At 41.6% G+C, this 24,081-nt stretch carries 17 protein-coding genes and 1 pseudogene; 15 read left to right on the top strand and 3 right to left on the bottom strand.

From position 1 onward, the window contains the following. Positions 1–10 precede the first annotated feature (10 nt). The gene (locus tag HUK49_RS01910; RefSeq protein WP_235980922.1) at positions 11–931 is read left to right on the top strand and encodes a M20/M25/M40 family metallo-hydrolase; all 921 of its coding nucleotides are present in this window, start codon (positions 11–13) and stop codon (positions 929–931) included. Here HUK49_RS01910 and HUK49_RS01905 read toward each other — a convergent pair. Further along, the gene (locus tag HUK49_RS01905) at positions 839–1,846 is read right to left on the bottom strand and encodes a GMP reductase (RefSeq protein WP_328797248.1); all 1,008 of its coding nucleotides are present in this window, start codon (positions 1,844–1,846) and stop codon (positions 839–841) included. The genes HUK49_RS01910 and HUK49_RS01905 overlap by 93 nt on opposite strands. A 200-nt stretch (positions 1,847–2,046) precedes the next feature. On the opposite strand from HUK49_RS01905, the gene HUK49_RS01900 reads away from it, so the two are divergent. From HUK49_RS01900 to pyrF, 4 genes are all read left to right on the top strand, one after another. After that, the gene (locus HUK49_RS01900) at positions 2,047–3,336 is read left to right on the top strand and encodes an adenylosuccinate synthase (protein WP_102168543.1); all 1,290 of its coding nucleotides are present in this window, start codon (positions 2,047–2,049) and stop codon (positions 3,334–3,336) included. A gap of 549 nt (positions 3,337–3,885) precedes the next feature. Continuing rightward, a complete protein-coding gene (locus HUK49_RS01895) occupies positions 3,886–4,692 on the top strand; it encodes a DUF5011/hyalin repeat domain-containing protein (RefSeq protein ID WP_206705589.1) in 807 nt (268 codons plus the stop codon). Positions 4,693–4,865: 173 nt separating this feature from the next. Further along, entirely contained in the window at positions 4,866–5,405 is a 540-nt protein-coding gene (gene pyrR / locus HUK49_RS01890) for a bifunctional pyr operon transcriptional regulator/uracil phosphoribosyltransferase PyrR (RefSeq protein ID WP_003716245.1), read from the top strand. Between the two features lie 118 nt (positions 5,406–5,523). Continuing rightward, a complete protein-coding gene (gene pyrF, locus HUK49_RS01885; protein ID WP_102168545.1) occupies positions 5,524–6,261 on the top strand; it encodes an orotidine-5'-phosphate decarboxylase in 738 nt (245 codons plus the stop codon). 60 nt (positions 6,262–6,321) lie between these two features. On the opposite strand, the gene HUK49_RS01880 is transcribed toward pyrF, so the two are convergent. Then, positions 6,322–6,723 (bottom strand): hypothetical protein, encoded by a 402-nt coding sequence (locus tag HUK49_RS01880; RefSeq protein ID WP_191912448.1) that lies wholly within the window; start codon positions 6,721–6,723, stop codon positions 6,322–6,324. 112 nt (positions 6,724–6,835) lie between these two features. Here HUK49_RS01880 and asp1 (HUK49_RS01875) point away from each other — a divergent pair, with 112 nt between their 5' ends. The 4 genes from asp1 (HUK49_RS01875) to HUK49_RS01860 all read left to right on the top strand — a co-directional run bounded on the left by asp1 (HUK49_RS01875) (position 6,836) and on the right by HUK49_RS01860 (position 16,285). Next, positions 6,836–8,380 (top strand): accessory Sec system glycosyltransferase Asp1, encoded by a 1,545-nt coding sequence (asp1, locus tag HUK49_RS01875; RefSeq protein WP_191912447.1) that lies wholly within the window; start codon positions 6,836–6,838, stop codon positions 8,378–8,380. Then, a complete protein-coding gene (gene asp1 / locus HUK49_RS01870; protein WP_191912446.1) occupies positions 8,380–9,873 on the top strand; it encodes an accessory Sec system glycosyltransferase Asp1 in 1,494 nt (497 codons plus the stop codon). The genes asp1 (HUK49_RS01875) and asp1 (HUK49_RS01870) overlap by 1 nt, the downstream gene beginning before the upstream one ends. A 372-nt stretch (positions 9,874–10,245) precedes the next feature. After that, on the top strand, positions 10,246–10,398 hold the full coding sequence (locus HUK49_RS11620) for a YSIRK-type signal peptide-containing protein (RefSeq protein WP_102168549.1): 153 nt from the start codon (positions 10,246–10,248) through the stop codon (positions 10,396–10,398). 70 nt (positions 10,399–10,468) lie between these two features. Next, positions 10,469–16,285, top strand: coding sequence for a mucin-binding protein (locus HUK49_RS01860; RefSeq protein WP_191912445.1), 5,817 nt, complete (start codon positions 10,469–10,471; stop codon positions 16,283–16,285). 247 nt (positions 16,286–16,532) lie between these two features. On the opposite strand, the pseudogene rlmD reads toward HUK49_RS01860, so the two are convergent. Continuing rightward, positions 16,533–17,913 (bottom strand): annotated as a pseudogene (gene rlmD, locus HUK49_RS01855) (23S rRNA (uracil(1939)-C(5))-methyltransferase RlmD). A gap of 255 nt (positions 17,914–18,168) precedes the next feature. Between rlmD and HUK49_RS01850 the strand changes: the two are divergent. From HUK49_RS01850 to HUK49_RS01825, 6 genes are all read left to right on the top strand, one after another. Then, the gene (locus tag HUK49_RS01850; RefSeq protein WP_191911538.1) at positions 18,169–18,735 is read left to right on the top strand and encodes an NADPH-dependent FMN reductase; all 567 of its coding nucleotides are present in this window, start codon (positions 18,169–18,171) and stop codon (positions 18,733–18,735) included. 2 nt (positions 18,736–18,737) lie between these two features. Beyond that, entirely contained in the window at positions 18,738–19,982 is a 1,245-nt protein-coding gene (locus HUK49_RS01845) for an NAD(P)H-dependent oxidoreductase (protein ID WP_191912495.1), read from the top strand. Continuing rightward, positions 19,975–20,892 (top strand): FAD:protein FMN transferase, encoded by a 918-nt coding sequence (locus HUK49_RS01840; RefSeq protein WP_191912444.1) that lies wholly within the window; start codon positions 19,975–19,977, stop codon positions 20,890–20,892. The genes HUK49_RS01845 and HUK49_RS01840 overlap by 8 nt, the downstream gene beginning before the upstream one ends. Before the next feature lie 332 nt (positions 20,893–21,224). Next, positions 21,225–22,217, top strand: coding sequence for a YSIRK-type signal peptide-containing protein (locus tag HUK49_RS11125; RefSeq protein ID WP_235980919.1), 993 nt, complete (start codon positions 21,225–21,227; stop codon positions 22,215–22,217). 20 nt (positions 22,218–22,237) lie between these two features. Continuing rightward, complete coding sequence (locus tag HUK49_RS01830; RefSeq protein WP_191912443.1) at positions 22,238–23,641, top strand: mucin-binding protein; 1,404 nt, start codon at positions 22,238–22,240, stop codon at positions 23,639–23,641. Positions 23,642–23,834: 193 nt separating this feature from the next. Beyond that, a partial coding sequence (locus tag HUK49_RS01825) for a helix-turn-helix domain-containing protein (protein WP_191912442.1) occupies positions 23,835–24,081 on the top strand: 247 nt, incomplete at its 3' end.

Here is a 24,081-nt window from a genome sequence, read left to right as displayed (position 1 = left end):
GGAGGAAATAATGATGGATCAAATTACGAATTATTTACAAGAACAATTTTCAGCGATGATTGAGTTAACAGAGAAGATTATTAATGTTGATAGCCCGTCCAATGACGTTGCTGGTATTCAGAAAGTAGCGGATATTCTTAGTGCGAAAATGAAAAACTTGGGGATGGAGACTCGTCAGCGAGATAGTGGAAAGCAGGGGATGGTTTTAATTGGTGAGCTACCAGGAGAAAAAGAACTTCAGCCAGTGATTTTACTTGGTCACATGGATACCGTTTTCCCAAAAGAAACCGTAAAGCAACGGCCGTTTAAGATTGAGGGGGATCAAATGACGGGTCCGGGAATCTTTGATATGAAGCCTGGATTGGTGATTGGCCTGTTTACAATTCAAGCTCTGGTAAAATTGAAGTTGAATCGGCGCCCAATTAAAATGATCATCGTGAGTGACGAGGAAAAGCTCCACATGGATTCAAATACGTACGATATTATTGCAGATGAGTGCCGAGGTGGTGCCTATGGTTTTAATCTTGAAGGGACAAAGGACGATCCAAGTCATGTTGGAACCCATAACCGTGGTGGAATGATTGTCGACGTTATTGTTCATGGTCGAGCTGCTCATTCTGGAGCGGAACCGGAGAAAGGACGAAGCGCAATTATTGAATTGGCTCACCAAATTATTAAATTAAGCGCACTCAGTGATTTGCAAGCGGGTATCCATGTGAATTGTGGAATGATTAAGGGCGGGACTAGTGAGAATATTATTCCGGATCGGGTAACAACTAGCTTGGGTGTTCGGTTTAGGACGAACCAGCAGCGAGATCGGTTACTGGAGCGAATTAAATTAATTGCTGCTACGCCAACCGTTCCAGATACAACCACTACGGTAAAAGTGCGGACGAAGATCGATAGTATGGAGGAGACGCCGGCGGATTGATTCAAGATCACGACCACCGGCGTATGAAATTGATGATTGAAGATCCTCCTGCATTTCGCGAAGAGTATCTTTAATTGAACCCCGGTAAGGAACGAGCATTTGTTTACCTTCAACGTTCCGGTAAGCACCCTTTTGGACTTCAGAAGCGGAACCCCAGTACTGTTTATAACGCTTACCGTCAATTGTGATGATGTGACCTGGTGATTCAAGGTGACCAGCAAGCATTGAACCGATCATTACCATTGAAGCACCGAACCGGACAGACTTAGCAATATCACCATTATGGCGGATCCCACCGTCAGCAATGATTGGCTTACGTGCGGCTTTAGCACAAAGGCGGATTGCGGCTAACTGCCAGCCTCCAGTCCCAAAACCGGTTTTTAGCTTAGTAATGCAGGCCTTACCAGGACCAACACCAACTTTAGTAGCGTCTGCCCCAGCGTTTTCCAAGTCACGAACTGCTTCAGGAGTCGCAACGTTTCCAGCGATTACGAATGCGTTGGGAAGATTTTTCTTGATGTATTGGATCATTTTAATAACAAAATCGGAATGACCATGGGCAACATCAATTGTAATGTATTCTGGATCTAAATGTTCGGCTTTTAGTTGATCGATAAAGTCGTATTCAGCATCCTTAATTCCGACAGAAATGGAAGCAAAGAGCCCACGCTCATGCATCCGCTTGACGAATTCAGCACGCTTTTCGGGTTCGAAGCGGTGCATCACATAGAAGTAATCATTTTGGGCGAGCCAAATAGCAAGGTCTTCGTTGATCACGCTTTCCATGTTTGCTGGTACAACAGGGATCTTGAATGTCTTTGGTCCAAACTTAATGCTGGTATCAGCCTCTTTCCGACTCTTAATAATGCACTTATTTGGGACTAGTTGGATGTCATCGTAATCGAATGTTTGCACGAGAACAGCTCCTTTACTTTCTTAAAAATTCCGTATGCTATTATGCACTGTTTACTGATTATCGTCAATAAAAAACATCGGACATTTATAAAAATTTTCAGAAAAATTGTTCGTTATCTCCTTGACGAAGATCCTGAAGTCCGGTAATATAGTGAAGTAAAAACGTCTTTTACAAATTAATAGTTTGAGGTGAAAGAATAATGTCATCAGTTGTGATTGTAGGTAGTCAATGGGGAGACGAAGGGAAAGGTAAGATGACCGATTACCTTAGTCAAGAAGCGGATGTTGTTGTCCGTTCCCAAGGTGGAAATAATGCCGGTCACACAATTGCGTTCGATGGCAAGAAGTTTGCTTTGCGGCTTGTGCCATCCGGAATTTTTGGTAAAGATAAGTTAGCGGTTATCGGTAACGGTGTTGTTATTAACCCGCCTGCATTATTGAAGGAATTACACTACCTTCAAGATAACGGAATTGACATCTCTGGCTTGCGGATTTCCAGCCGTTCCCACGTGACATTCCCTTACCATATTCTTTTGGATAAGTGCCAAGAAGCAGCTAAGGGTGATCACAAAGTTGGAACTACCAAGAATGGGATTGGACCTACATACATGGATAAGGTTTCCCGTGTTGGTATTCGGATGTGCGACTTGTTAGAAAAGGATACCTTTGAAACTAAGTTACGCCGGAATTTAGCTGAAAAGAACGAATTGTTCACTAAGTTGTACCACGTTGATCCAATTAACTTCGACGATATTTTCGAAAGTTACTATGAATACGGTCAAGAATTAAAGAAGTATGTTACTGATACTTCCCGGATCGTTAACGATGCCCTTGATGGTAACAAAAAGGTTCTCTTTGAAGGAGCTCAAGGGGTAATGCTTGATGTTGATCAAGGTACCTACCCATACGTTACTGCATCCAACCCAATCGCTGGTGGTGTATGTACTGGTGTCGGTGTTGGTCCAAACAAGATTAATACTGTTGTTGGAATCTGTAAGGCTTACTCAACCCGGGTTGGTGCTGGTCCATTCCCAACAGAATTAACCGATGAAATTGGTGATCAAATTCGTGAAACCGGTCATGAATACGGAACTGTTACTGGCCGTCCTCGTCGTGTTGGCTGGTTTGACAGCGTGGCAATGCGTCATGCACGACGCGTTTCAGGTTTATCCTGCCTTAGTTTAAACCTGTTAGACGTCCTTACTGGTTTGAAGACCGTTAAGATTTGTAAAGCCTACAAGCTTGACGGGAAGGAAATTGATTACTACCCAGCTAGCTTAAAGGAACTTGACCGGTGCGAACCAGTTTATGAAGAACTCCCAGGTTGGGATGAAGACATTACTGGTGTAAAGAAGTTCGAAGACTTACCAGTTAACGCTCAAAACTACCTTAAGCGGATTAGCGAGTTATCCGAAACCCCACTCGCAACTGTTTCCGTTGGTGCCGACCGGATCCAAACCATCATTGTAAAGGATCCGTGGGAGTTATGAGAGTGCCTTCGCTCCAAAGAGTTTTCGGAAAGCTAGCAATTTCTCCTGACGAAGGCGACTTGCGCCTAGGAAGGAGGTTGCTAGCTCTAGAAAACTCGAGCGAAGCACGTTTAAAATAGAGTGTGAGCAGGTAAAGAAGGTCCGTAAGACAACAATTTCTCTCGACTGGATGCTGAAAGCATCTGGGAGGGAGGTTGTTAGCTCTAGCAAGTTCCTGGCGAACAGATCTCGACTCAGTTGTCTAGAATAGCTAGGCGGAAGTTGCGGTCGCGGCGAGCAGTTCTTGACTATGTTGCCTAGAACGCTAGCTCACCCACATAATTCAAATAAACATTCTAAAAGGGAGCGAGACAGAAGTCATTTATGACTTCGTTTTCACGCCCCCGCGAGCGCAAATAGGGTTCCAGAGTTCGGTTATACCGGACACTGGAACCCATTTGCGTACCGCGCTGTTCGTATTTGAACTTGGTAAAAGTACTTATGTCACAATCCCTTTTTCTTTCATGTGCTATAATGCAAACGGATTAACAAGAAAATGTGGAGGATACTATGGCAAAACCAGTTTTAACGATTCAACGACACCATCTTGATTGGCCACTGGGACAGTCAATCGTCAATTCAGAATTGATTAACCAGTTTGGAATTAAAGCAACGAGTGATGGTCGTGACCTAACCGATAAGATTACATTTAACTTAACCCAAGTTAACATTAACCAGCAGGGTGAATATCCAATTGCCGTTACAGTAATGGATAGTGATGGTCAAACTGCATCAGATCACTTAACCTTAAATATTAAGCCTCGAGAACAAGTCCAATCACAATCGAATCGGGATCACCAATCAACTGCACTGAAAAAACATCATCGTGGCTGGTTAGTAGCATTGATCATTTTACTGGCAATAATTGTTGTATGGTGGGCGGTTTCAGCACATAACCGTAATCAAAATCAACAAGCCAATAATGCTGAGCAAAGCAGCCAAATTAGCAATAACTCCAGTAGCATTAGTGAGCTGAGTTCTGATAACCAAAAACTTGCGGAACAGGTTGCCGCGCTTCGGGGAGCTGCTCGGCAATACGAGAAAGATCATGACCAGCAAGAACTCCAAAACCATTTGAATAACATTTCAAACCAAAATCAACAGATCGAGAATCAGCTAAACAGTAATTCCGCTAAGCAAAAACTGAATGACATTGACCAGACTATTACTCAGGTTCAACAAGACCCTGATAATGCTACTAGCACAGTTAATAACCTTAAAAACAAGGATGGCTTCAGTCAGATTTGGGACAATATCACTTCCATGATGGAAAATTGGTTAAGTAAGCACGCTAGTCAGAGTAATAGTAACCAATGATAATTATTGACAGGCTTAGACGAGACGCTTAAAATACTGGTAATAAGAGAAATATCGCCTTTAACCTGATTCCGTGAAATCAAGAAGGAATAAATAAGTAATTAGACCCTTCCTCACAGTTTCAGTGAAGAAGGGTTTTGTAAAAATAAATTGATTAAGGGGAAGTGACCAGGATGGCCCATGAAATTGTTGATGGATCAAGTATGCAACGGGCATTAACACGAATTACTTACGAAATTATTGAACAGAATAAAGGGGTTGAAAACCTTGTCTTTGTTGGGATTAAGACCCGGGGAGTTTACCTTGCTGAACGACTAGCTAAGCGGCTGAACCAACTTGAAAATGTTGAAATCCCAGTTGGCGCGCTCGATATTACCTTATATCGGGATGATCGGCATATTCCCGATCACCATAAGGAACCAACAGTTAAGACATCTTCACTTGGAATTGATATTAACGATAAGCATGTCATCCTTGTTGATGATGTTCTCTTTACTGGGCGGACAGTCCGGGCGGCCTTAGATGCCTTGATGGATATGGGACGGCCACAACAAATTTCACTTGCTGTGTTAGTTGACCGGGGTCACCGTGAATTACCAATTCGGCCTGACTTTGTTGGCAAGAACATTCCAACTGCAATGAATGAAACAGTTCACGTTGCCGTTGAAGAATATGACGGTCACGAAGATATTACAATCGAACATCACGAATAAATTCTGGATAACCATTTAATCTGCTCCAGTGAGGGCGAAACGGTGTTATAAGCGGAGAACGCAAAAGCACCAGGCTCTCTTTTCTGAGGAGCACTGGTGCTTTTTTAGGAGGAAAATTATGGAACGCTTTGAACCAATTGTTGCTATTGATGTCCCTGATAAGCGGGAGGCTGTTCAACTCTTTGATCGCCTTTCTAACGATACTGATCATATGCCGATTATCAAAATCGGGATGGAGTTATTCTACGCTTTTGGCCCTGGAATCATTAAACAAGCCAAGGAACGTGGATTTAGGATTTTTCTTGATCTAAAGGCGCATGATATTCCGAACACGGTTGAACGGGCAATGGCACAGGTTGGTCGATTAGGAGTTGCGTTTGTCACTGTTCATGCTGCTGGTGGAAGTGAAATGATGAAGGCGGGGTTACGTGGGTTGAAGCAAGGAGCTGCTGAAGCACGCAATTCAGTTCCCAAGATGTTGGCAATTACCCAGTTGACATCAATTGACGAGGAAATTCTTCACAACGAACAGAAGATTAACGGTACCGTAATGGAATCTGTTCAAAACTATGCCCGGTTGGCCGATGAGAGTGGCTTAGCAGGAGTAGTTTGTTCCGCTAAGGAGATTTCTGCAATTCGTGAAGTTACCAACCCGGACTTTCTTTGTATCACACCAGGGATTCGGCCTGACTTGAATACTCATGATGACCAGAAGCGGGTAGTGACACCAAAGCAAGCCGCCGAAATGGGAAGCAACGGAATTGTTGTTGGTCGGCCAATTACCCAAAGCGACGATCCGGTAGCAGCATACAAGAAGATTCGTCATGAATTTCTTGAAGGAGAAAACGCTGATTAGGCTGTTATTCTAATAAAAACAAGGAACTGAGAAAATTTTGTTTTTCTCAGTTCCTTATTTTTATTTTTTAAGGTAATGAAATCTTTCTAGTAGTTCGCGTGAACGCTGGTCAGCGGGACGGTAGCCAATGTTGAAGGAGTGTTTGAAGTACATCATGTTGTAGAAAATTGCAAACACAAGTGAAGGCCACGGGAATTGCATTAACCAGTTTAAACCGAAAAAGAGAACTACTAATGCGTAATCAAGATCAAGGACGATCATTAAGAGAAAGTTATAGTAGTCGCCCCGGAATAGTGCTGGTAGGGGACCAAACCACAGCGTTGTCCATGAAATTCCCACTTTGGCGATCCTAATTTGCCCCTGATCGTTAACGACTTTGGCATAATTTGGCGGTAATGGGAGATTATTGAGATCAAACGGGTTTTGGTCATTATTATTGTTATTACCAAGTGGGTTTTGCATTAATCTTCTCCTTCTTTCATATTATAAGTATAAATTTTAACACAAACTGATTACAAGTCCTAATATCACTGCTTTTGTTATGGTACACTTAACCTGTTAACGTAGAAAAGCAATGTTATTCTTTCTGAACGATAATATTCAGCATAATAAGTCAGGCATTGAACACGCGCAAATCAAGCGGTTGCACCTGTTTGAGATGTTTGACGAACCAGCTAAGATCGTTACCCGGAAGTATTCAAATGAACTTCACATGGTAACTGAAGAAGCAGGGATTGCTGATGAAGACTTTGTAAACTTATTTGATTATTTCCAAGAAGCACGGGTTTTTCCACAAAAAGATGTCACCATTAAGGATGTTGATATCGATCCTACCTGGGACCGTAAAGCTGACGGAATCAACTATAACTACTATCGAAACGGTAACCGAATCATGTATGTTCGGCGGCGTAATGATAAGGAAAAGCATATCATTAACCTTCAGTACTTTGATCACTTTGGCAAGTTATTGAAGGTTAGCTGGTATGATAACCGTGGATTTATCTCGGTTGAACAAGTTTACGACTGGGATGGCAACATTGCAACTGAAAACTACCTTCGTCCTGATGGTTCTATCGCTATTCAATTAGAACACCAAAAGAATAAGCGGAATAAGGGAGTTGATACTTACCACCTTTTTAATTATAAGGGACAGGACTATCAGTTTGCTAATCTCGATGAACTGACACGGTTCTTCTATGATGAAATCGTAACTGATCCTGAATTAGTTGGGGATGGACCAGTCGGTTTGGTAGTTGACCGGACATACGAAGTTGGTTGGTCGGTACTCCACATGAAACACCGGGTTTTCCGGACAATGCAATTGCACAATGATCACGTTAATGATAACAGTGATATGTTGCACTCAACCTTAAATTACAACTATACTTGGGGACTTAACCACGTCAAAGATTGGGATGGGATCATCACTTTGACTCCCCAGCAACAAAAGGATGTTAAGGACCGGTTTGAAAAATACGGGACAAAGATTTACCGGATCCCAGGTCCAATTGTTCCTAAGGCGGTCTTAGAAGCTAAGCACATTCCGTTTGAACAGCGGACAAAGAACCAAGTCGTAATGGTCGCGCGGCTTTCACCAGAAAAGCAACAGGACCACTTGCTTAAGGCATGGCCAAAGATCTTAGAAAAGGTTCCGACGGCAAAACTGGACTTCTGGGGATACGCGAACGATAACTTCGATAAGACGTTAAAGAAGATTGTGAAGGATGAAGATCTCGGTAATTCCGTAACTTTCCATGGTTATACTAATGATCCGAATGCGGTTTATAATGACGCCCAACTACTGATTTTGCCGAGCCGTGCTGAAGGATTGCCATTATCATTAGTTGAAGCGCAGTCACATGGTTTGCCAATCGTGGCGAACGACATTAAGTATGGACCAGCTGACGTTGTGATTGACGGCCAAGATGGGATCCTTACCAAAAATGGGGATGTTGATGGCCTAGCTAAGGCAATTATCGATCTCCTGACAGATCAGGAAAAATTGGCAAAGTTCAGTGAAAATGCCTACCAAGATAGTGAACGTTACTCTGAACCAAACGTCATGAAGCTATGGAATGAACTAGTTGATGATATGAAAACAAAGGAGGCCGCTAAATAATGTTCTTTTTCGTTAACCAATACTTATTGAGCAACGATTCAAGTATTGAACACGCTGAAATGAAGCGGCTGAAGCTCTTTAAGGATCACAATGCCGAGGCCAAGTTAGTTACGCGGAACTATGACCAAATTATTCACGCAACTCTGCAACGGTTTGGCTTAACTGACGACCAGCTTGTTAATATGTATGACTTCTTTGCGGGAACAACCGATTATGTGGGGCATGATCTCCATGTCAGCGATCTCAACCTGCCGATTGAATACCAGGTAGGGACCGGGAATAACTACCAAGAAGTTAAGGACGGGGATCGCCTAGTCTGCATCGTATACTTTACCGGTGGAACCGTCGGCCTGGTAAACCATATTGATTGGTTTGATATTGCAGGGAACGTAACTCTTCGTCAACAGTACGACCTTCGGGGATTCAAGTCGGTTGATCAGTTTATCGGTGAAGACGGTCAAATTAGTTTTGAACGGTATTACCGCCCTGATCAAACAATTTACATGGAACGGTATTACGTTAAGTCGGTTCAGAATACCCCGATTAACTCGTTGAATGTTCTCAAAAATTATCAGGGACACGATCGCTTCTTCGATAGTGAAGAAGATCTTTTCGCTTTCTTCCTTGATGAAGTGAATAAGGCGAACGGTGAAAATAACATCTTCATTGCTGACCGGCCAGCAGTCGCAATCCAGCCAGTGATGAACATGCAAACTGCCGCTAAGAAGTACCTTTGGATGGCTATGAACCACGTCAATGATGGCAATAACCTGAAGAGTGGCCCGCTTAACCCAATGCTTCAAGGGCCGCTTACTACTGACCTTGATAAGTGGGACGGCATCATTACCATGACTGAAGCTCAGGCCGAGATGATTCAGAAGCGGATTGGTGACAAGAAGCCAGTCTACGCAATTAACGGTGTTCCGGTTAAGAGCAATAACCAACGGACTGACATGAAGTACCGGATTGCGGGACAAATTATTTATGTTGGTCGTCTTGGAGAAGACAAGCAGACCGGGAAGTTAATTGAAATCTTTACCCGGATTCACAAAAAGGTACCAACCGCTAAGCTGACTCTTTACGGCTATGGCAATCCTGACGATGTTAACCGGTACAAGAAGCAGGTTGAAGATGCTGGCTTGACTGGCATCGTTGTCTTTGCTGGGTACCAAGTAAAATTGGATCCAGTTTATAATACTGCTCAATTATTCATGGATACGAGCCGGATCGACGCCCAGCCATTAGCAATGGGTGAAGCATTATCTCATGGTGTTCCAGTTGTGACCTACGATTACATGTATGGCCCAAGTGAAATGGTCAAGTCTGGCGTCAACGGTGAGCTAGTACCATTAAATAACGCGAAGAAGATGGAAAAGGCCGCCGTAGACATCCTGACCAATCCAAAACTCCTGCAAAAACTCAGCACCGGCGCCTACGATTCTCTCGATAACATTAGTAATCTGAAGACGTGGAAACAATGGTCCAGAGTGTGAGCCAGCAAAGAACTTGCGGAAAGCTAACAATTTCTCCTGCCGAAGGCGACTAGCGCCTAGGCAGGAGGTTGTTAGCTCTAGCAAGTTCCTGGCGAACAGATCTTGACTTGGCTGCAGTAGAACATTGCTCGAGGAAGTTTAGGGCAAACCGATCTCGACTCAGCTTCAGTAGAACGTGTATAGCAACTGAACAGCGAGTCTCTGCTATACATTGATCAGTTTAATGTTATTTTAGTTAAATTTAATATACATCTAAATTTTAAAAAAGGAAGATTGCTTGTTTAATTAGCAATCTTCCTTTTTTTATCAGTAGATAAGTTCTATAATTTGTTTGATATATTATTTTATGCTTTAGGGGAGGATTAAGCGAAAATGCTATCAAAGAATAACAACTACGGACGGTTAATGAGGTCCAAATCAAAACAAGATCATTTCTCACTACGGAAGTTATCCGTTGGTGTTGTTTCCGTTGTGATCGGCACCACGTTGTACTTGGGGGGGGGTAAATTCCTCAGTCCTAGCTGACACGAACTCAAGTGACAATGTAACTGTAGAAACTAATAGTGAAGCAACAACCGATGGCAAGACAGCGGTATTGCCTAAAACAGCTAGTGATAATGATAGTCAAAAATTAGCTAGTTTAGCCAATAATACCAGTATAAACAATAATAAAACTCAAACTTCAACCGGTAATTCGCAGTCTGAACAAGTGCAAACTGAAACTGCCAAAGTAAATAAAGTATCGGATAAAATTGTATCAACGGTGAATGAAAGTAAAGCTGAAGTAACAAATTCTTCAACACTAAATGAGAATAATCCTGAGACTGCTGATTTATCGGGATTTGATAATTCTTCATATAGGAATAAATTGAAAAGTTTTCGGGTTGATAAGAAGGTAATTAGAACAGTAATCTTAAATAAACCCACTGGTCCTGAAACTGTGACAATGAGTTTGGAGATATATGTGAGCCCAAGAATGACCCCGTTTCATATGCCTGATGGAAAAGCTGTTATTAATTATATTCCTGTAGTTATGTCTGAAATAACGACATCTAATGAAAAAGAGCCATTATCAAAATCAGTTTTGCCGGAAATAACTTTTAAAGTAGTTGACAATGAATTTGTTACTCAACAGGATAAAGAGAACTATGAGAAATTCATGTCAGTTAATACGGATAATATTAGCTTACAATTACCAGCCTTTGCCATTAATGATATTGATGTTCCGGGTTATTCTCATCAAATTAATAAGCAAAAGTCAAATAGTCAAAATATAGGTGCAGAAAGCTTTCAACCATATACCGATACACCTCAAACAGTTGTCATTGACTATACCCGCGATGTCGAAGGTAATATAAACAAAAAGGTTACAGAGATTATCGACAAGTTGATAAACAATCAAATGACGACTGAACCAGCTAGAACAGTTATTCTAAAAAAGCCAACTGGTGATCAAACGATTGTACAAAAAGCTGATATTAGAGGAGCAATTAAAACAAAAGTTATAAAAGGCGCTGGCCCAAATGAAAAAACAAGAGAAGTATATATTGCGCCTTATGTTGAACCGAATAAACCTTCTAATAAATACCAAAAGAAATACAGTATCACATTTGATTCCGATACTGGACAGATAATTTCTGGTCAAGATGATTATAATCAATTAATGGCATTAAAACGTAGTGATTTTAAAGTAGATTTACCAGCAATTGATACTACTCAATTTGACATACCCGGTTATACTTGGAAAATCACCAGTGTAACCCCAACAGGAGCAGGTTTAGGAGCTGAAACATATACATTTGGTAATCCACAAACGATTATCATTGACTACACCAAGGAGCAAAAGCATACTGTAACCTACCAATTTAAAGATCCATTTGGTAACCAAGTAGGTACTCCAGTAGCAGTAAGCGGAGAAGATGGCAGTAGTCAACCAGTTAAGTTAACTCTTCCAGATGGTTACCAACTTGCTTCTGGTAGTCTTCCAACTAGTGTTACTATTCCTGATAGCGATAAACCTATTTCAATTCCTGTAAAACATCAACTTACAATCACTCTTTCAGGTGAAAGTACATTTAGTTATGCGGATGATAACTGGAAAAATTTAGTTGAGACTAATGAACTTCCTGCTAGTGGCTATAATGTTGGTTTTAATGATAAGAACGCTCGTGCCCAATTGACTGACGGCGATGTAATGTATGATGGAAATGGAAATGTTGGAACTTACAAAGTTAGTTTAACGGAACAAGGACTTGAAGATCTCAAACAGCAACTTGGCGATAACTTCATTTATCCAGATCTTAAGGATGTAACTAGTAACGCACGCTTAATTATAGACAAAGGACATAAAGAAATTGATCTTATGGGAGGAGACACAAAGGTATTTGATAATACTTCGACTCTTCCAGATCAGGGAACTTTCTATTCAGGGTTAGGTCTTGGTGATGATGATCAAGGTAAGATATCAATCTATAATTCTGACGGAACTCTTAAGCCAATTCAATTAACACCTAATGATGTAGAATTTTGGCTTAATGGGAAGAAAGTTACTAAAGACCAAGCTAAGAGTGTAGGCACATACGATCTTCGTTTAACTGATGCCTTTATTCAAAAAGTTAAAGATGCTGATGGTAATAACGGGAATAACTACGAGTGGACTTATGGTCCTGAATACGAAACTGCTCAATATAAAATTTATCAAGCAACCGGTAAGGCTAAGTTAAGTGGTGACAATTCTAAACTTTATGATGGTAATGCTGTAACTACTGCTGAAGTTAATAAAGATGGCAAGATTACTATTGATTTAACTTTACCAGTTTATAAACAAGCAGATGAACCAGGCGATGAACCACAATTATTAAGAACCGTTGATTTAGGAAAATACACTCTGCAAGATGGCGACTATACTTGGGCTAATGGAACTGCTCCAACTAAGGGTGGTATTTACACCATTAATTTAAATAAGGACAAGATTTTAGCTCACTTGCAAGATCGTTTGGTTGATTTAGCAGGTATGGGAACAGATCCTGACGATCCTACTAAGTCTTTAAGTAACGTAACTATTTCTACTGATGATATGGCTGGTCAAGCAACATTTGCGATTGAGACGACTACAGCTTACCAATTTGTAGATGATGACGATAATGGTAGTAAAGTAGGTACTCCCGTAAGTAAAACAGGTCTTAATGGTGAAAGTTCAGCTATTAGTTTAACTGTCCCAACTAACTATGTTTTAGCTCCTGGTCAAACTTTACCAACTAGTGTAACTTTTGGTGATACTAACAATACAATTGATATTCACTTGAAGCATGTAACTAAGCCTGTGGATAAGAATAATGTGCCAGATGGTTACACTAAAGATGATTTTGCTAAGGAGATTAAACGCTCAATCACTGCTAAAGAGCCAACTGGCGATGTTGATCTAAGTCAAAAGACTGAATTGACTAGAACTGGGACTTATGACGAAGTAACCAAGAAAGTTGTTTCTTATGACAATTGGACAACCGGTAGCTTTGACGAAGTTACGGCTCCAGAAGTTGCAGGTTATACTCCAAGTCAAGCAAATGTAGCTGCCGTAACAGGAGTAACAACTGACTATGTTGATCCTAAAGTTGTAATTACCTACGCACCAAATGATCAAACAGGTAAGATTTCTTACGTTGATAATAAGACTGGTGATGAAGTAGGCACTACTACATTAACTGGTAAGACGGATGAAGATGTAACAATTACTCCAGTTGCACCAACAGGCTGGGTGATTATTGACGGTCAAAGCATCCCTAAGACTGAAAAGGCTACTCCAAATGGTATTCCTACCGTAACTGTCAAGGTAGAACACAAGACAACAACAGTTCAACCAACCGATCCAAAGACACCAAAAGATAAGTTGCCTGACAATCCAGACAAGCACTATCCAGATGGCGTTGGTGAAAAAGACTTGACTAAGACCATCGTTCGTAAGATCACAGTTGTAAAGCCAGATGGGACTAGAGAAAATCACGATCAATCAGTTAAGTTAACCCGAACCGCTACAGTTGATGAAGTAACTGGTAAAGTAACAGGCTACAGCGACTGGACTACAAGTCAATTCGATGAATATGATGCACCAGTAGTTCCCGGCTACACTCCAAGTCAAGCTAAGGTTGATGGTGTAAAAGTAACTGCTGATAGTAGTTTTACTCCGGTTGAGATTACTTACACACCAAATACTCAACAGACAACCGTAACCTATGTTGATGAAAACGGGAATGAGATTAAGGATCCAGATGGCAGTCCAATCAGTGGTAGTCACTACGATGTCACTGGAGTTACCGACCAAAAGAATGTGCCAACTAATATTAAGAACAACGTACCAACAAACTGGCATATCACGGATACAAACGTGCCAGATGTGATTAGCTTTGGCGCTCAAGGGCATCCAGCAATCACTGTTCATGTTGCCCATAATACTAAGACAGTTGATAAGAATAATGTGCCAGATGGTTATCATGAAAGTGACTTCAGCAAGACTGTTACCCGGACAATTACTGCTAAAGAACCAACTAAGAATGTTGATCTTAGTCAGCATACTGAAGTAACTCGGACTGGAACATATGATGAGGTTACGAAGAAAGTTATTTCATTTGGTGATTGGACTACCTCTAAGTTTGATAAGGTTAACGCACCAGAAGTAGCTGGTTATACACCAAGTCAAGCAGAAGTTCCTGCAGTTGATCAGGTAACAGCTGATTACACAGATCCAAAGGTTGAGATTACCTACACGCCAAACGATCAAACCGGGAAGATCTCATACGTTGATCCAAAGGGTAAGGAAGTTGGTAATACCCCATTAACAGGAAAGACGGATGAAGAAATTCCAGTTACACCAAACATTCCTGCTGGTTGGCAAGTTGTTCCTGATCAAAAGATTCCAACAACGATCACCGCTACTCCAGACGGCATCCCAACAGTTACGGTTAAGGTTGAACATAAGATCATCACGGTAACACCAACTGATCCGAAGACGCCAAGCGACAAGCTTCCAGACAATCCTGGCAAGAACTATCCAAAGGGTGTTGATAAGAAAGATCTGAACAAGACTGTTAAGCGGACGATTACTGTTAAGAAACCAGATGGCTCAACTGTTGATGCTAGTCAAGAGACTACTCTAACTCGGACGGCTACTGTTGACGAGGTTACAGGTCAAGTTACGTATGGCAAATGGACAACTTCAAAGCTTGATAAGTATAATGCACCAGAAATTCCAGGTTACATTCCAAGTCAAGCAGAAGTCCCTGCAGTTGATCAGGTAACGGTTGATTACACAGATCCAAAAATTGAAATTACCTACACGCCAAACACTCAAACCGGAAAGATCACATACGTTGATCCAAACGGCAAAGAAGTTGGTACTACCCCATTAACAGGAAAGACGGATGAAGAGATTCCAGTTACACCAAATGTTCCTGCGGGTTGGCAAATCGTTCCTGGTCAAAGTATTCCAACAACGATCACTGCTACTCCGGATGGCATCCCAACAGTTACGGTTAAGGTTGAACATAAGATCACCACAGTAACACCAACCGATCCAAAGACACCAAGCGACAAGCTTCCAGACACCCCTGGCAAGAACTACCCAAAGGGTGTTGATACGACTGATCTGAATAAGACAATCACGCGGAAGATTACGGTTATCAAGCCTGATGGCACTAAGGAAGCCCATGATCAAACGGTCAACCTTACTCGAACTGCCACTGTTGACGAGGTTACGGGTCAAGTTACCGGCTACAGCGATTGGACAACATCAAGTTTCGCTGAATACGATGCTCCAGAAATTCCTGGTTATACGCCAAGCGGCAATGCTCCAGCAGTTGCTTTGGTTACCAGCACCAGCGACTTTACCCCAGTCGTAATTACTTATACCCCAACCGACCAAACAGTTAAGTATAAGTTTGTCGATCCACAAGGAAAGGTTGTTGGCGTTCAAACAGTGCCTGGCAAGACCGGGCAAACAGTCCCAGTTAATATCCATATTCCTGATGGTTATCAATTAGTTCCTGGTGAAAGTGTTCCAACATCATACACCTTCAAGGATGGTAACCCTGATCAAATCATTAAAGTGGCCTTGATCCCAACTAATGGCGGTCAACCAACCACTAATGATCATCAAGGACAAGGAACACCAGCTACTAATACGCCTACAAATACTACTCCTAATGGGAATGATGTTACTGGCAAACTAGAAGGTAATGTTCCTAATGTACAAACAGGAAAGACAATTACGCCTCGATCAACGACTGCTAATAAGGATAACCAATTACCACAAACAGGTAATGCTGGCGAAAAGAATGCTCAAATCTTCGGTGCTCTTTCAGCAGGACTAGCTGCCTTGGTAGCAGGCTTTGTACCAAATCGTCGTCGTGATAATAAGTAGTAATTTAGAACACAAAGAAGCGATCCACGGAAAAATCCGCGGACCGCTTTTTGGTTAGGAAATAAAATTATTGTTAGATTGATTCTACTGCAACCGAGTCGAGATCTGTTCGCCAGGAACTTGTTCGACTGCAACAGAGTAAAAACGTGCTCGCCGTGACCGCAACTTCCGCCTAGCTATCCCGGACTTGATTGTAAACAATCGTCGTCCGGGATTTTCTAGTGCTCAGTTGCTAGTTCGTCACGGCTCACACTCTTTGCGACAACTTCACCACCGCTTCGCAACGGGTGGTTTGGGGCATCATGTCGACTGGTTGAATATAATCAACATGGTAAACGCTGGTTAATCGACCGAGATTCCGGGCAAGGGAGGCCATGTTACATGAAACGTAGGCGAACTTAGCAGGGCGTTCTTTGATGATTTGTTCAATCAGATCATTGTCTAAACCGGTTCGTGGCGGATCGACTACTAGCGCGTCAAATTCGCCATTGCGGGATAACATCCTCTGCTGAGCCGACTTCGTAATGAGCGTTTGTAATGCCATTAAGGTTAGCGTTTTGTTTGGCGTCTGCAACGGCTTCGGGGATTGTTTCCATCCCCCAAACCTCCTTCACCCGGTTAGCCAAAGACAACCCGATTGTTCCAATCCCCGCGTAGGCATCGATCAAGGTGTCGTCAGGAGAAAGTTCCAGTGCCTTAGCTGCTTCTTCATACAGGGTTTCCGTTTGTTCTGGATTTAGCTGTAAGAAGGAGCGGGCGGAGAGATGGAAGTCCAATCCCATTAAACTCTCGGTAATATATTCTTGCCCAGCTAAGTGGATCATTTGATCACCCCAAATTAGCGGAGTATCGCCTGGATTAACGTTTTGCATTACGGAAACAACCTTTGGGAGCTGTTCTTGAATGGTTTCCAGTAGTTGACGCTTGTGGGGGAGTTTAGGCGTATTAGTAATTAGCGTCAATTGAACTTCGCCGGTTGCAGCTGATTCACGAACAACTAGGGTCTTAATAATTCCACTGTTACGTTCTTCGTCGTATACTGGGATTTGAAGAGCCTCGATTGCTTGGACGACTGTTCTAATAACCTTCATTGTGTTCGGCATTTGAACGGCACATTCTTGAATGTCTACGAGATCATGACTATTTGCCTTGTACAGACCAGCCGCAACGTGACCGTTAACCATCCGAACTTGGAATGAGGCCTTGTTTCGGTAGCCATATTCATGTGGTGCCGCAATGGTAGGGCGAACGTCATAGTTCCGGTAACCATATGGCTTAAATTTTTCGAGACTATCCAAAACGACCTGTCGTTTAAACCGCAATTGGGCTGGATAAGCCAGCTTTTCTAATTCAAATCCCCCCGCAACGTCGGCATAGCTATCGCGGGGTTCGACCCGATCTCGACTAGTTTTGCGAAGGCGGTGGATTTTGGCTTCAAGAAAGCGGGGATGGACCCGAGTTACTTCAGCGACAACAACTTCATGCGGAAGGGCGCCAGGGACAAAGCACACTTTATGCTTAAAGTAGCCAATTCCTTGACCATTAACCCCAAGCCGCCGAATCGTTAACGGAAAACGATCCCCAACCTGGACCTCAATATTTTGTTGTCGTTGTCGTGATTGAACCATGATATAATTTCGATCCTTTCAAAGATTATTGTCTTATTTTAGCATACCGCTCTTAATAAATGACTGCTGAACAATAATGTTATTATTTAAACTAACAATAATTAATCATTATTGGTTTAAACGGTTTGATTATAAGCAAAAATTTGGAAATTGTCTAAAAATAAGCAAAATACTAATAATCATATTTTATGATCAGTTAAAATATAGTAAAATGGTTGTGAATTAATGAATAAACTGAAAGAGGAAGTGACATACTTGAAAATTGCTGCAATTGCTGGGTCAAATGCTAATCATTCATATAACCGGATGCTATTAGAATTTATGGCTCAACATTTTAAGGATCAAGATCAGATTGACGTGATTGATATTCGCCAAGTACCAATGTTTAACGAAAGCTTTAAGGGCGATGCTCCCGAAGTAATCAAGGACATTGACCGCCGGATTAAGGATGCCGATGCCGTGATCATCGCTAGTCCTGAGTACAATCACTCAATTACCTCAGCGTTGAAGAGTATTGTTGAATGGTTGTCTTACAGTGTCCACCCCCTTACTGGGAAGCCAGTAATGACAATTGGGGCCTCAACGCATGATCAGGGGGCATCACGGTCTCAGGTTCAATTACGCGATATTTTAATTTCCCCAGGGATTAATGCAAGTGTCTATCAAGGCGATGAATTTTTCATGAGTAATGTGACTAGCCTAATGGACGAAAATGGGAACATTACTGATGAAGGAACAATTGGCTTCTTAGAAAAATGTATGAACGGCTTCCGTTACTATGCGAAAGCAATTGATCGAATGAACGAGGAGATGAGTAAGTAATGATGAAGATTCTCGCCTTTGTCGGTACTAATGCTGATTTTTCATATAACCGGTTACTGTTACGGTTCATGAAAAAGCACTTTAAGCAAATGGCTGATATTGAGATTTACGAAGTTGGCAAGCTGCCACCATTTAGCGTTGATACTCCATTATCAGAACAAACAGAAGTCTGGAAGTTAAAGCAAAAAGTCAAGGAAGCTGATGGGCTAGTATTTTCTACTCCCGAATATGATCACGGAATTCCTGCCGTTCTTAAGTCGGCTATCGAATGGCTTTCTTACAAGACTAAGGTGCTTTCAGAAAAGCCAGCAATGATCGTTGGGGTTGCTTATGGTCGTCAAGCCTCTGCTCGTTCCCAAGTTCAGATGCGACAAATTTTGATTTCACCGGATTGTAACACTAACCTGATTCCAGGGAATGAGGTCTTGATTGGGAATGTCCGGAACACCTTTGCTAAGGACGGCCGTTTGATAGACCAAGAAGCAATTGATAACCTAGAAAAGTGCTTTGAACACTTTATTGAATACATTCAAATTTTCCAAGACGTTGATAAGGGGGAACATAATATGGCCGTTAAACAACCAACGATCAGTGATGCATATATCCAATTTCCAACTGGTCGGTTGTCATTAAAGGAAGTTCAACAAATCTTTAGTACGATTCCGTTTGAAATTGATTTAATCGATAGCACTGATCATTTTGCTTGGTTCTCAGATAAACCAAACCGGGAACATGTTCGGAATACTGCATCCCTCGGTGAAACTGTCCAAGAATGTCATCCACCAATGGCTGTTCCAGCAGTAATGAGCATTATCAACAGCTTCCGTGAAGGAAAGAAAGATGTCGTTACGCGACCACTCTGGATGAATGGTCACCGTTCACTGATCCAATACTACGCTTTACGGGACATCAATGGTCATTACCTCGGTACAATTGAATTTACCGGAAGCGTTGAATACATTTTGAACCTCTTTGAAAATGGTGCTTGGAGCAAGGATGCCACGACTGGTGCATCAAAGAAGACTAGTGATACTACTAGTGTGGAGGATGAAAATACACCCGTTGATGCATCTACTGGTGCCTCTGAAAGTAACGATGAAGACAGTATAACGACTACCCCTACTGTAGACACAACTGATGCTGCTAGTGAAGAAACTGATGCAACTACTGGCGCTTCTGAAACGGGAAGTGTTGATGCAGACGACGAAACAGCAGATGCATCTACTGGTGCATCCGAAAATGAATAGTGAATTAATTCAACAACGCCATTCATTGGTGCATCACGCGCTGGGAACCAGAATTGTGCTGACGATTTATGGCGATCAGTACTTTCCAGTGATGGAAGAGTCAATGCGCTTGATTGATGGCTATGAAGATCGGTTGACCGTTAATCGTGAAGAATCAGAAGTGATGAATGTTAACCACGCGGCTGGTCACCATCCCAAAGTGGTCTCACCCTCAACCTATGAGCTGATTAAGATGGCGGTTAAATATAGTCGAGAGAATTTTGGCTTTAATGCTTTGATCGGACCGTTAGTAAAACTCTGGAAAATCGGATTTGCGGGTGCAACCGTACCTAAAGATGCTGATATTCAGGCACGGTTAAAATTGATTGACCCCTATAAGGCGATTTTGGATGACGAGCAGCGAACTGTTTATCTGGAAGAGCCGGGGATGGAACTTGACCTTGGGGGAATTGCTAAGGGTTACATTGCGGATCGAATTCGCGATCTTTGGATTCAACGACATGTGCCAGCAGGGATTATTAACTTAGGGGGCAACCTGCTATTTGTGGGGAAGTCGCCGCGTCGGGATGACGGTCAGTGGATTATTGGTGTTCAAGACCCGCGGCTTAAACGGGGGGAGGACCTTGAACTGGTTCGGAAGCCTGAGTGTTCAGCCGTGACGTCAGGAATTTATGAACGCTTCCTGGAAGTAAACGGGAAAAAATACCATCATCTTTTAGATCCGCGAACCGGTTATCCATTGCAAACCGACTTATCAAGTGTAACTGTTTTTACAAAGCAGTCAGTTATGGGAGAAATTGAGGCCAAACGTCTTTTCTTTAACGGGATCCCATCCGCTGATTGGATTGCGCAAGCAGGTAATTTAGGCGCCGTCTTTATTGATCAAAAAGGCGCTGCTAAAAGCTGCTAAAAATATTAATTAAATAGAAATGTAGAAGAAGCTGAGAAAAGTCCAAGTGCTTTTCTCGGCTTCTTTCTTTTTAAATTTTTGGGATGCTGATAAGTTCTTATAATTATATTAATTTCGTTTAATGCTTTACAAAAGATAAAGGAATAATAGCGATTATAGCATCCAGGTATGATTAGTTAATCATATTAACTATTTTAAATAATAGTATTAAATCCCCTGATTACAATATAAATATCCTATAACTTAAATAATAAGAGATTTATCGATTGACAAAAGAAAAAATAGTGTATTTTTTTAAAGTTAAATATTATAATAGTTATGGAGGCCCTCTTATGTTATCTAGTAATAACCAAAAAGAACAAATTCGGAAACAAGAGTTAAAAAAGCAGCGATTTACAATTAAAAAATTAACGGTTGGGGTTGCTTCGGTTTTAATTGGCTTCACCTTTATGGGATTAAGTGCCTCTGCTAATACTACAGAAACACCAGTAGTATCCAAACCAGCTATCGTTCCAGATAGTCCAAGTGGTGTTAATTTTAGTGATACTCCAGCTTCTAGTACGACTACAACCGTTCCAGAATCGTCTGCTGATTCAAGTACACCTAAGCATCCAGTAATACATATGACTTATCACTATAGTTCGATGGTAACGATTGAAACTCCAGATGGGCAAACGATTACTCCACAGCATCAGCAATTCGCAGTAAAAACTAATGGGACGGTACCAACTGAAGCAGATGTAGCCAATCTTTCTTTTAACAGCATTTCATTACCATCGTTTGAGGGATACACACCTGAAGTTTCAACTTTAACCGTTGGACTACCATTAGCTACCATTTCAGATGAAAATGGTCAACTGGTTTTGAACTTCCCAAAGATTCAAGCAGATTACCCAGATTACTTCTATACAGTTACTTATAAGAAAAATGCAGCTGCTCCAATTACTGATCAGGCGGAACAAGAATTCGATGTTCAGTTCCCAATTAATGCTGGTAATATTCAAATTAACGACCAAAATGCCTATTATTACAAGGATGCATACCAGAATACTGAATCAAGTGATAACGGACGAACTTGGACTCCTGTTTCCTATGAAGCTACTTCGTTAAGTGATGCTTTACAAGGCAACAATTACACAAATGCACAAACAGGGTTGCGTAATCAAACCTTGCCAAAATTTAATGGGTATATTCCATTCCTTTCTGCCGTTATGGTGACTGGTAGTAACAATGATGAAGCTACTGCTTTACTTAATCAGCTAACAGCAGCCATTAAGCGGAATCCATATGAAGTTCCGGCTTATAGCTTAACAGTCCTTTACTAGTTACTTTTCGTGTTTCGTACATGACTGAGACTTGGCAGCAACTCGATGTTCTTTTTTCTGGTCAACCAGGAGACAATAATTACTATTACAAGACAAACAATAAACAAGAGATTATTCAAGATGTTAACGGAAACAGCTGGAAGAAAGTATCTTATGGCGCAACGTCGCTAGCTGATGCCCTTCAAGGTACGTACACGAATGCAGAAACGGGCTATGGCAACCAAAACTTGCCAAATCATTCTGGATATACCCCATATCTTTCATTTGTGGTGGTAGCAAATGATCCTACTTATGAAGCTGAAGCGGCTGCTTTACTTAATGAATTAACAGCAGCCATTAAGCAGAATCCATATGAAATTCCTGCGTACACACTAACAGTACCATTGAATGTTACGTTTAATGTAGGCTATAAGAAAAACTCAACACCAGTAACACCTGTTCAAGATACAACTGTTAGTTATGTTTTTTATGATGAAACTGACAATAAGATCGTTGCAGGGGGTTCTTCTGTGACCGGCCAACCGGGAACAACTCAAAGCGTTGCATTAACTATTCCTACAGGCTACAAATTAGCTGCTGGACAGACGCTACCAACTAGGGTTGTAATGCCAAATGCTGATGAGACGATTACTATTTACCTTGTACATGAAATGAAGACGGTAACGCCAGGTGAACCAGGAATTACTCCTGAAAGCCCAGCTTACAAAGATTTGTTCCATACGGTAACACGAACGATTATTGTTAATAATCCAGTGAATGGTCAAGCGGAAACGACAACACAAACAGTTGTTTTTGGTCGAACTGGTACTTATGATGAAGTTGCAAAGAAGTTTACAAGCTTTGGTGGCTGGAAGGTTTACATTAATAATGCGTTGACTAACGAAACTACTGGTGTGTGGGCCAAATATGATACTCCTGAATTCAACGGTTATACTCCAAGTCAAGCTAAAGTTAATAGCGAGGATGTCACTGCTGAAACTCCTGATCAAACTGTAATAATTAATTACACCAAGACTAGTAATGGGGATAAGGGAAATACTCCAAATGGTGGTGATCAGGGTAAAACTAACCCAAGTGATCACAACAACAATACTAACCCAGGTAACAATGGTAACCATGATAACAATAACAACGGCAACGGTACTAATGGTGACAATAACCAACCTGCCGATAACGGTAACCACAATGGTAGCCATGATAACAATAACAACGGTATCAACAATGGCAACCAAAACGGCAATGGTAACAATGGCTTGAACACTAATGCTACTAATAATGGCAAAGGTGAAAATGGTCAAAATAACAAGCAAGCATTACCACAAACTGGTAATAACACTGAGAATAATGCGGCAATTGCTGGATTAGGATTAGTTAGCTTGATGGCAATGCTTGGGTTGGGCGGCTTGAAAAAGAAGAATAATTAATAATCTTCCTCCCAATAATTAAGTAATGAATTGAAGGCACCTAACAATAGGGCTGCTTGATGAGTAATCATTGAGCGGCTCTTTTTGTGTTTGGCAGATTGTAAAATTTAAGTTGAACATTTAAGTAGACAGAAAAACCCATCAAGGTCTTTAATGGTGTTACCACAACATTCCATTAGAAAGAAGGACCTTAATGGGCACCACTATTTTATCATTCCAGAACCGCGTTGTCATTGAAACGCTTCATAATGAAGGACGTTCCTTACGATACATCGCTAATTACTTAGGCTTTAGTAAAACCACAGTCTTTAACGAACTTCACCGGCTCAACGGTGAGTATCAAGCTGAACTAGCGCAAACTGACTTTGAACGCAAGGTTAGTCAACGGGGGCGGAAGTCTTCGCTCACTAAAAACCTTAAACACTTGATCGAGGAAAAGA

It is taken from the genome of Limosilactobacillus portuensis, assembly GCF_014838735.1.
GTDB lineage: Bacteria > Bacillota > Bacilli > Lactobacillales > Lactobacillaceae > Limosilactobacillus > Limosilactobacillus portuensis.
The sequence above is the reverse complement of the archived record's forward strand: the minus strand, read 5'-3'. Positions and strand labels throughout refer to the sequence as shown.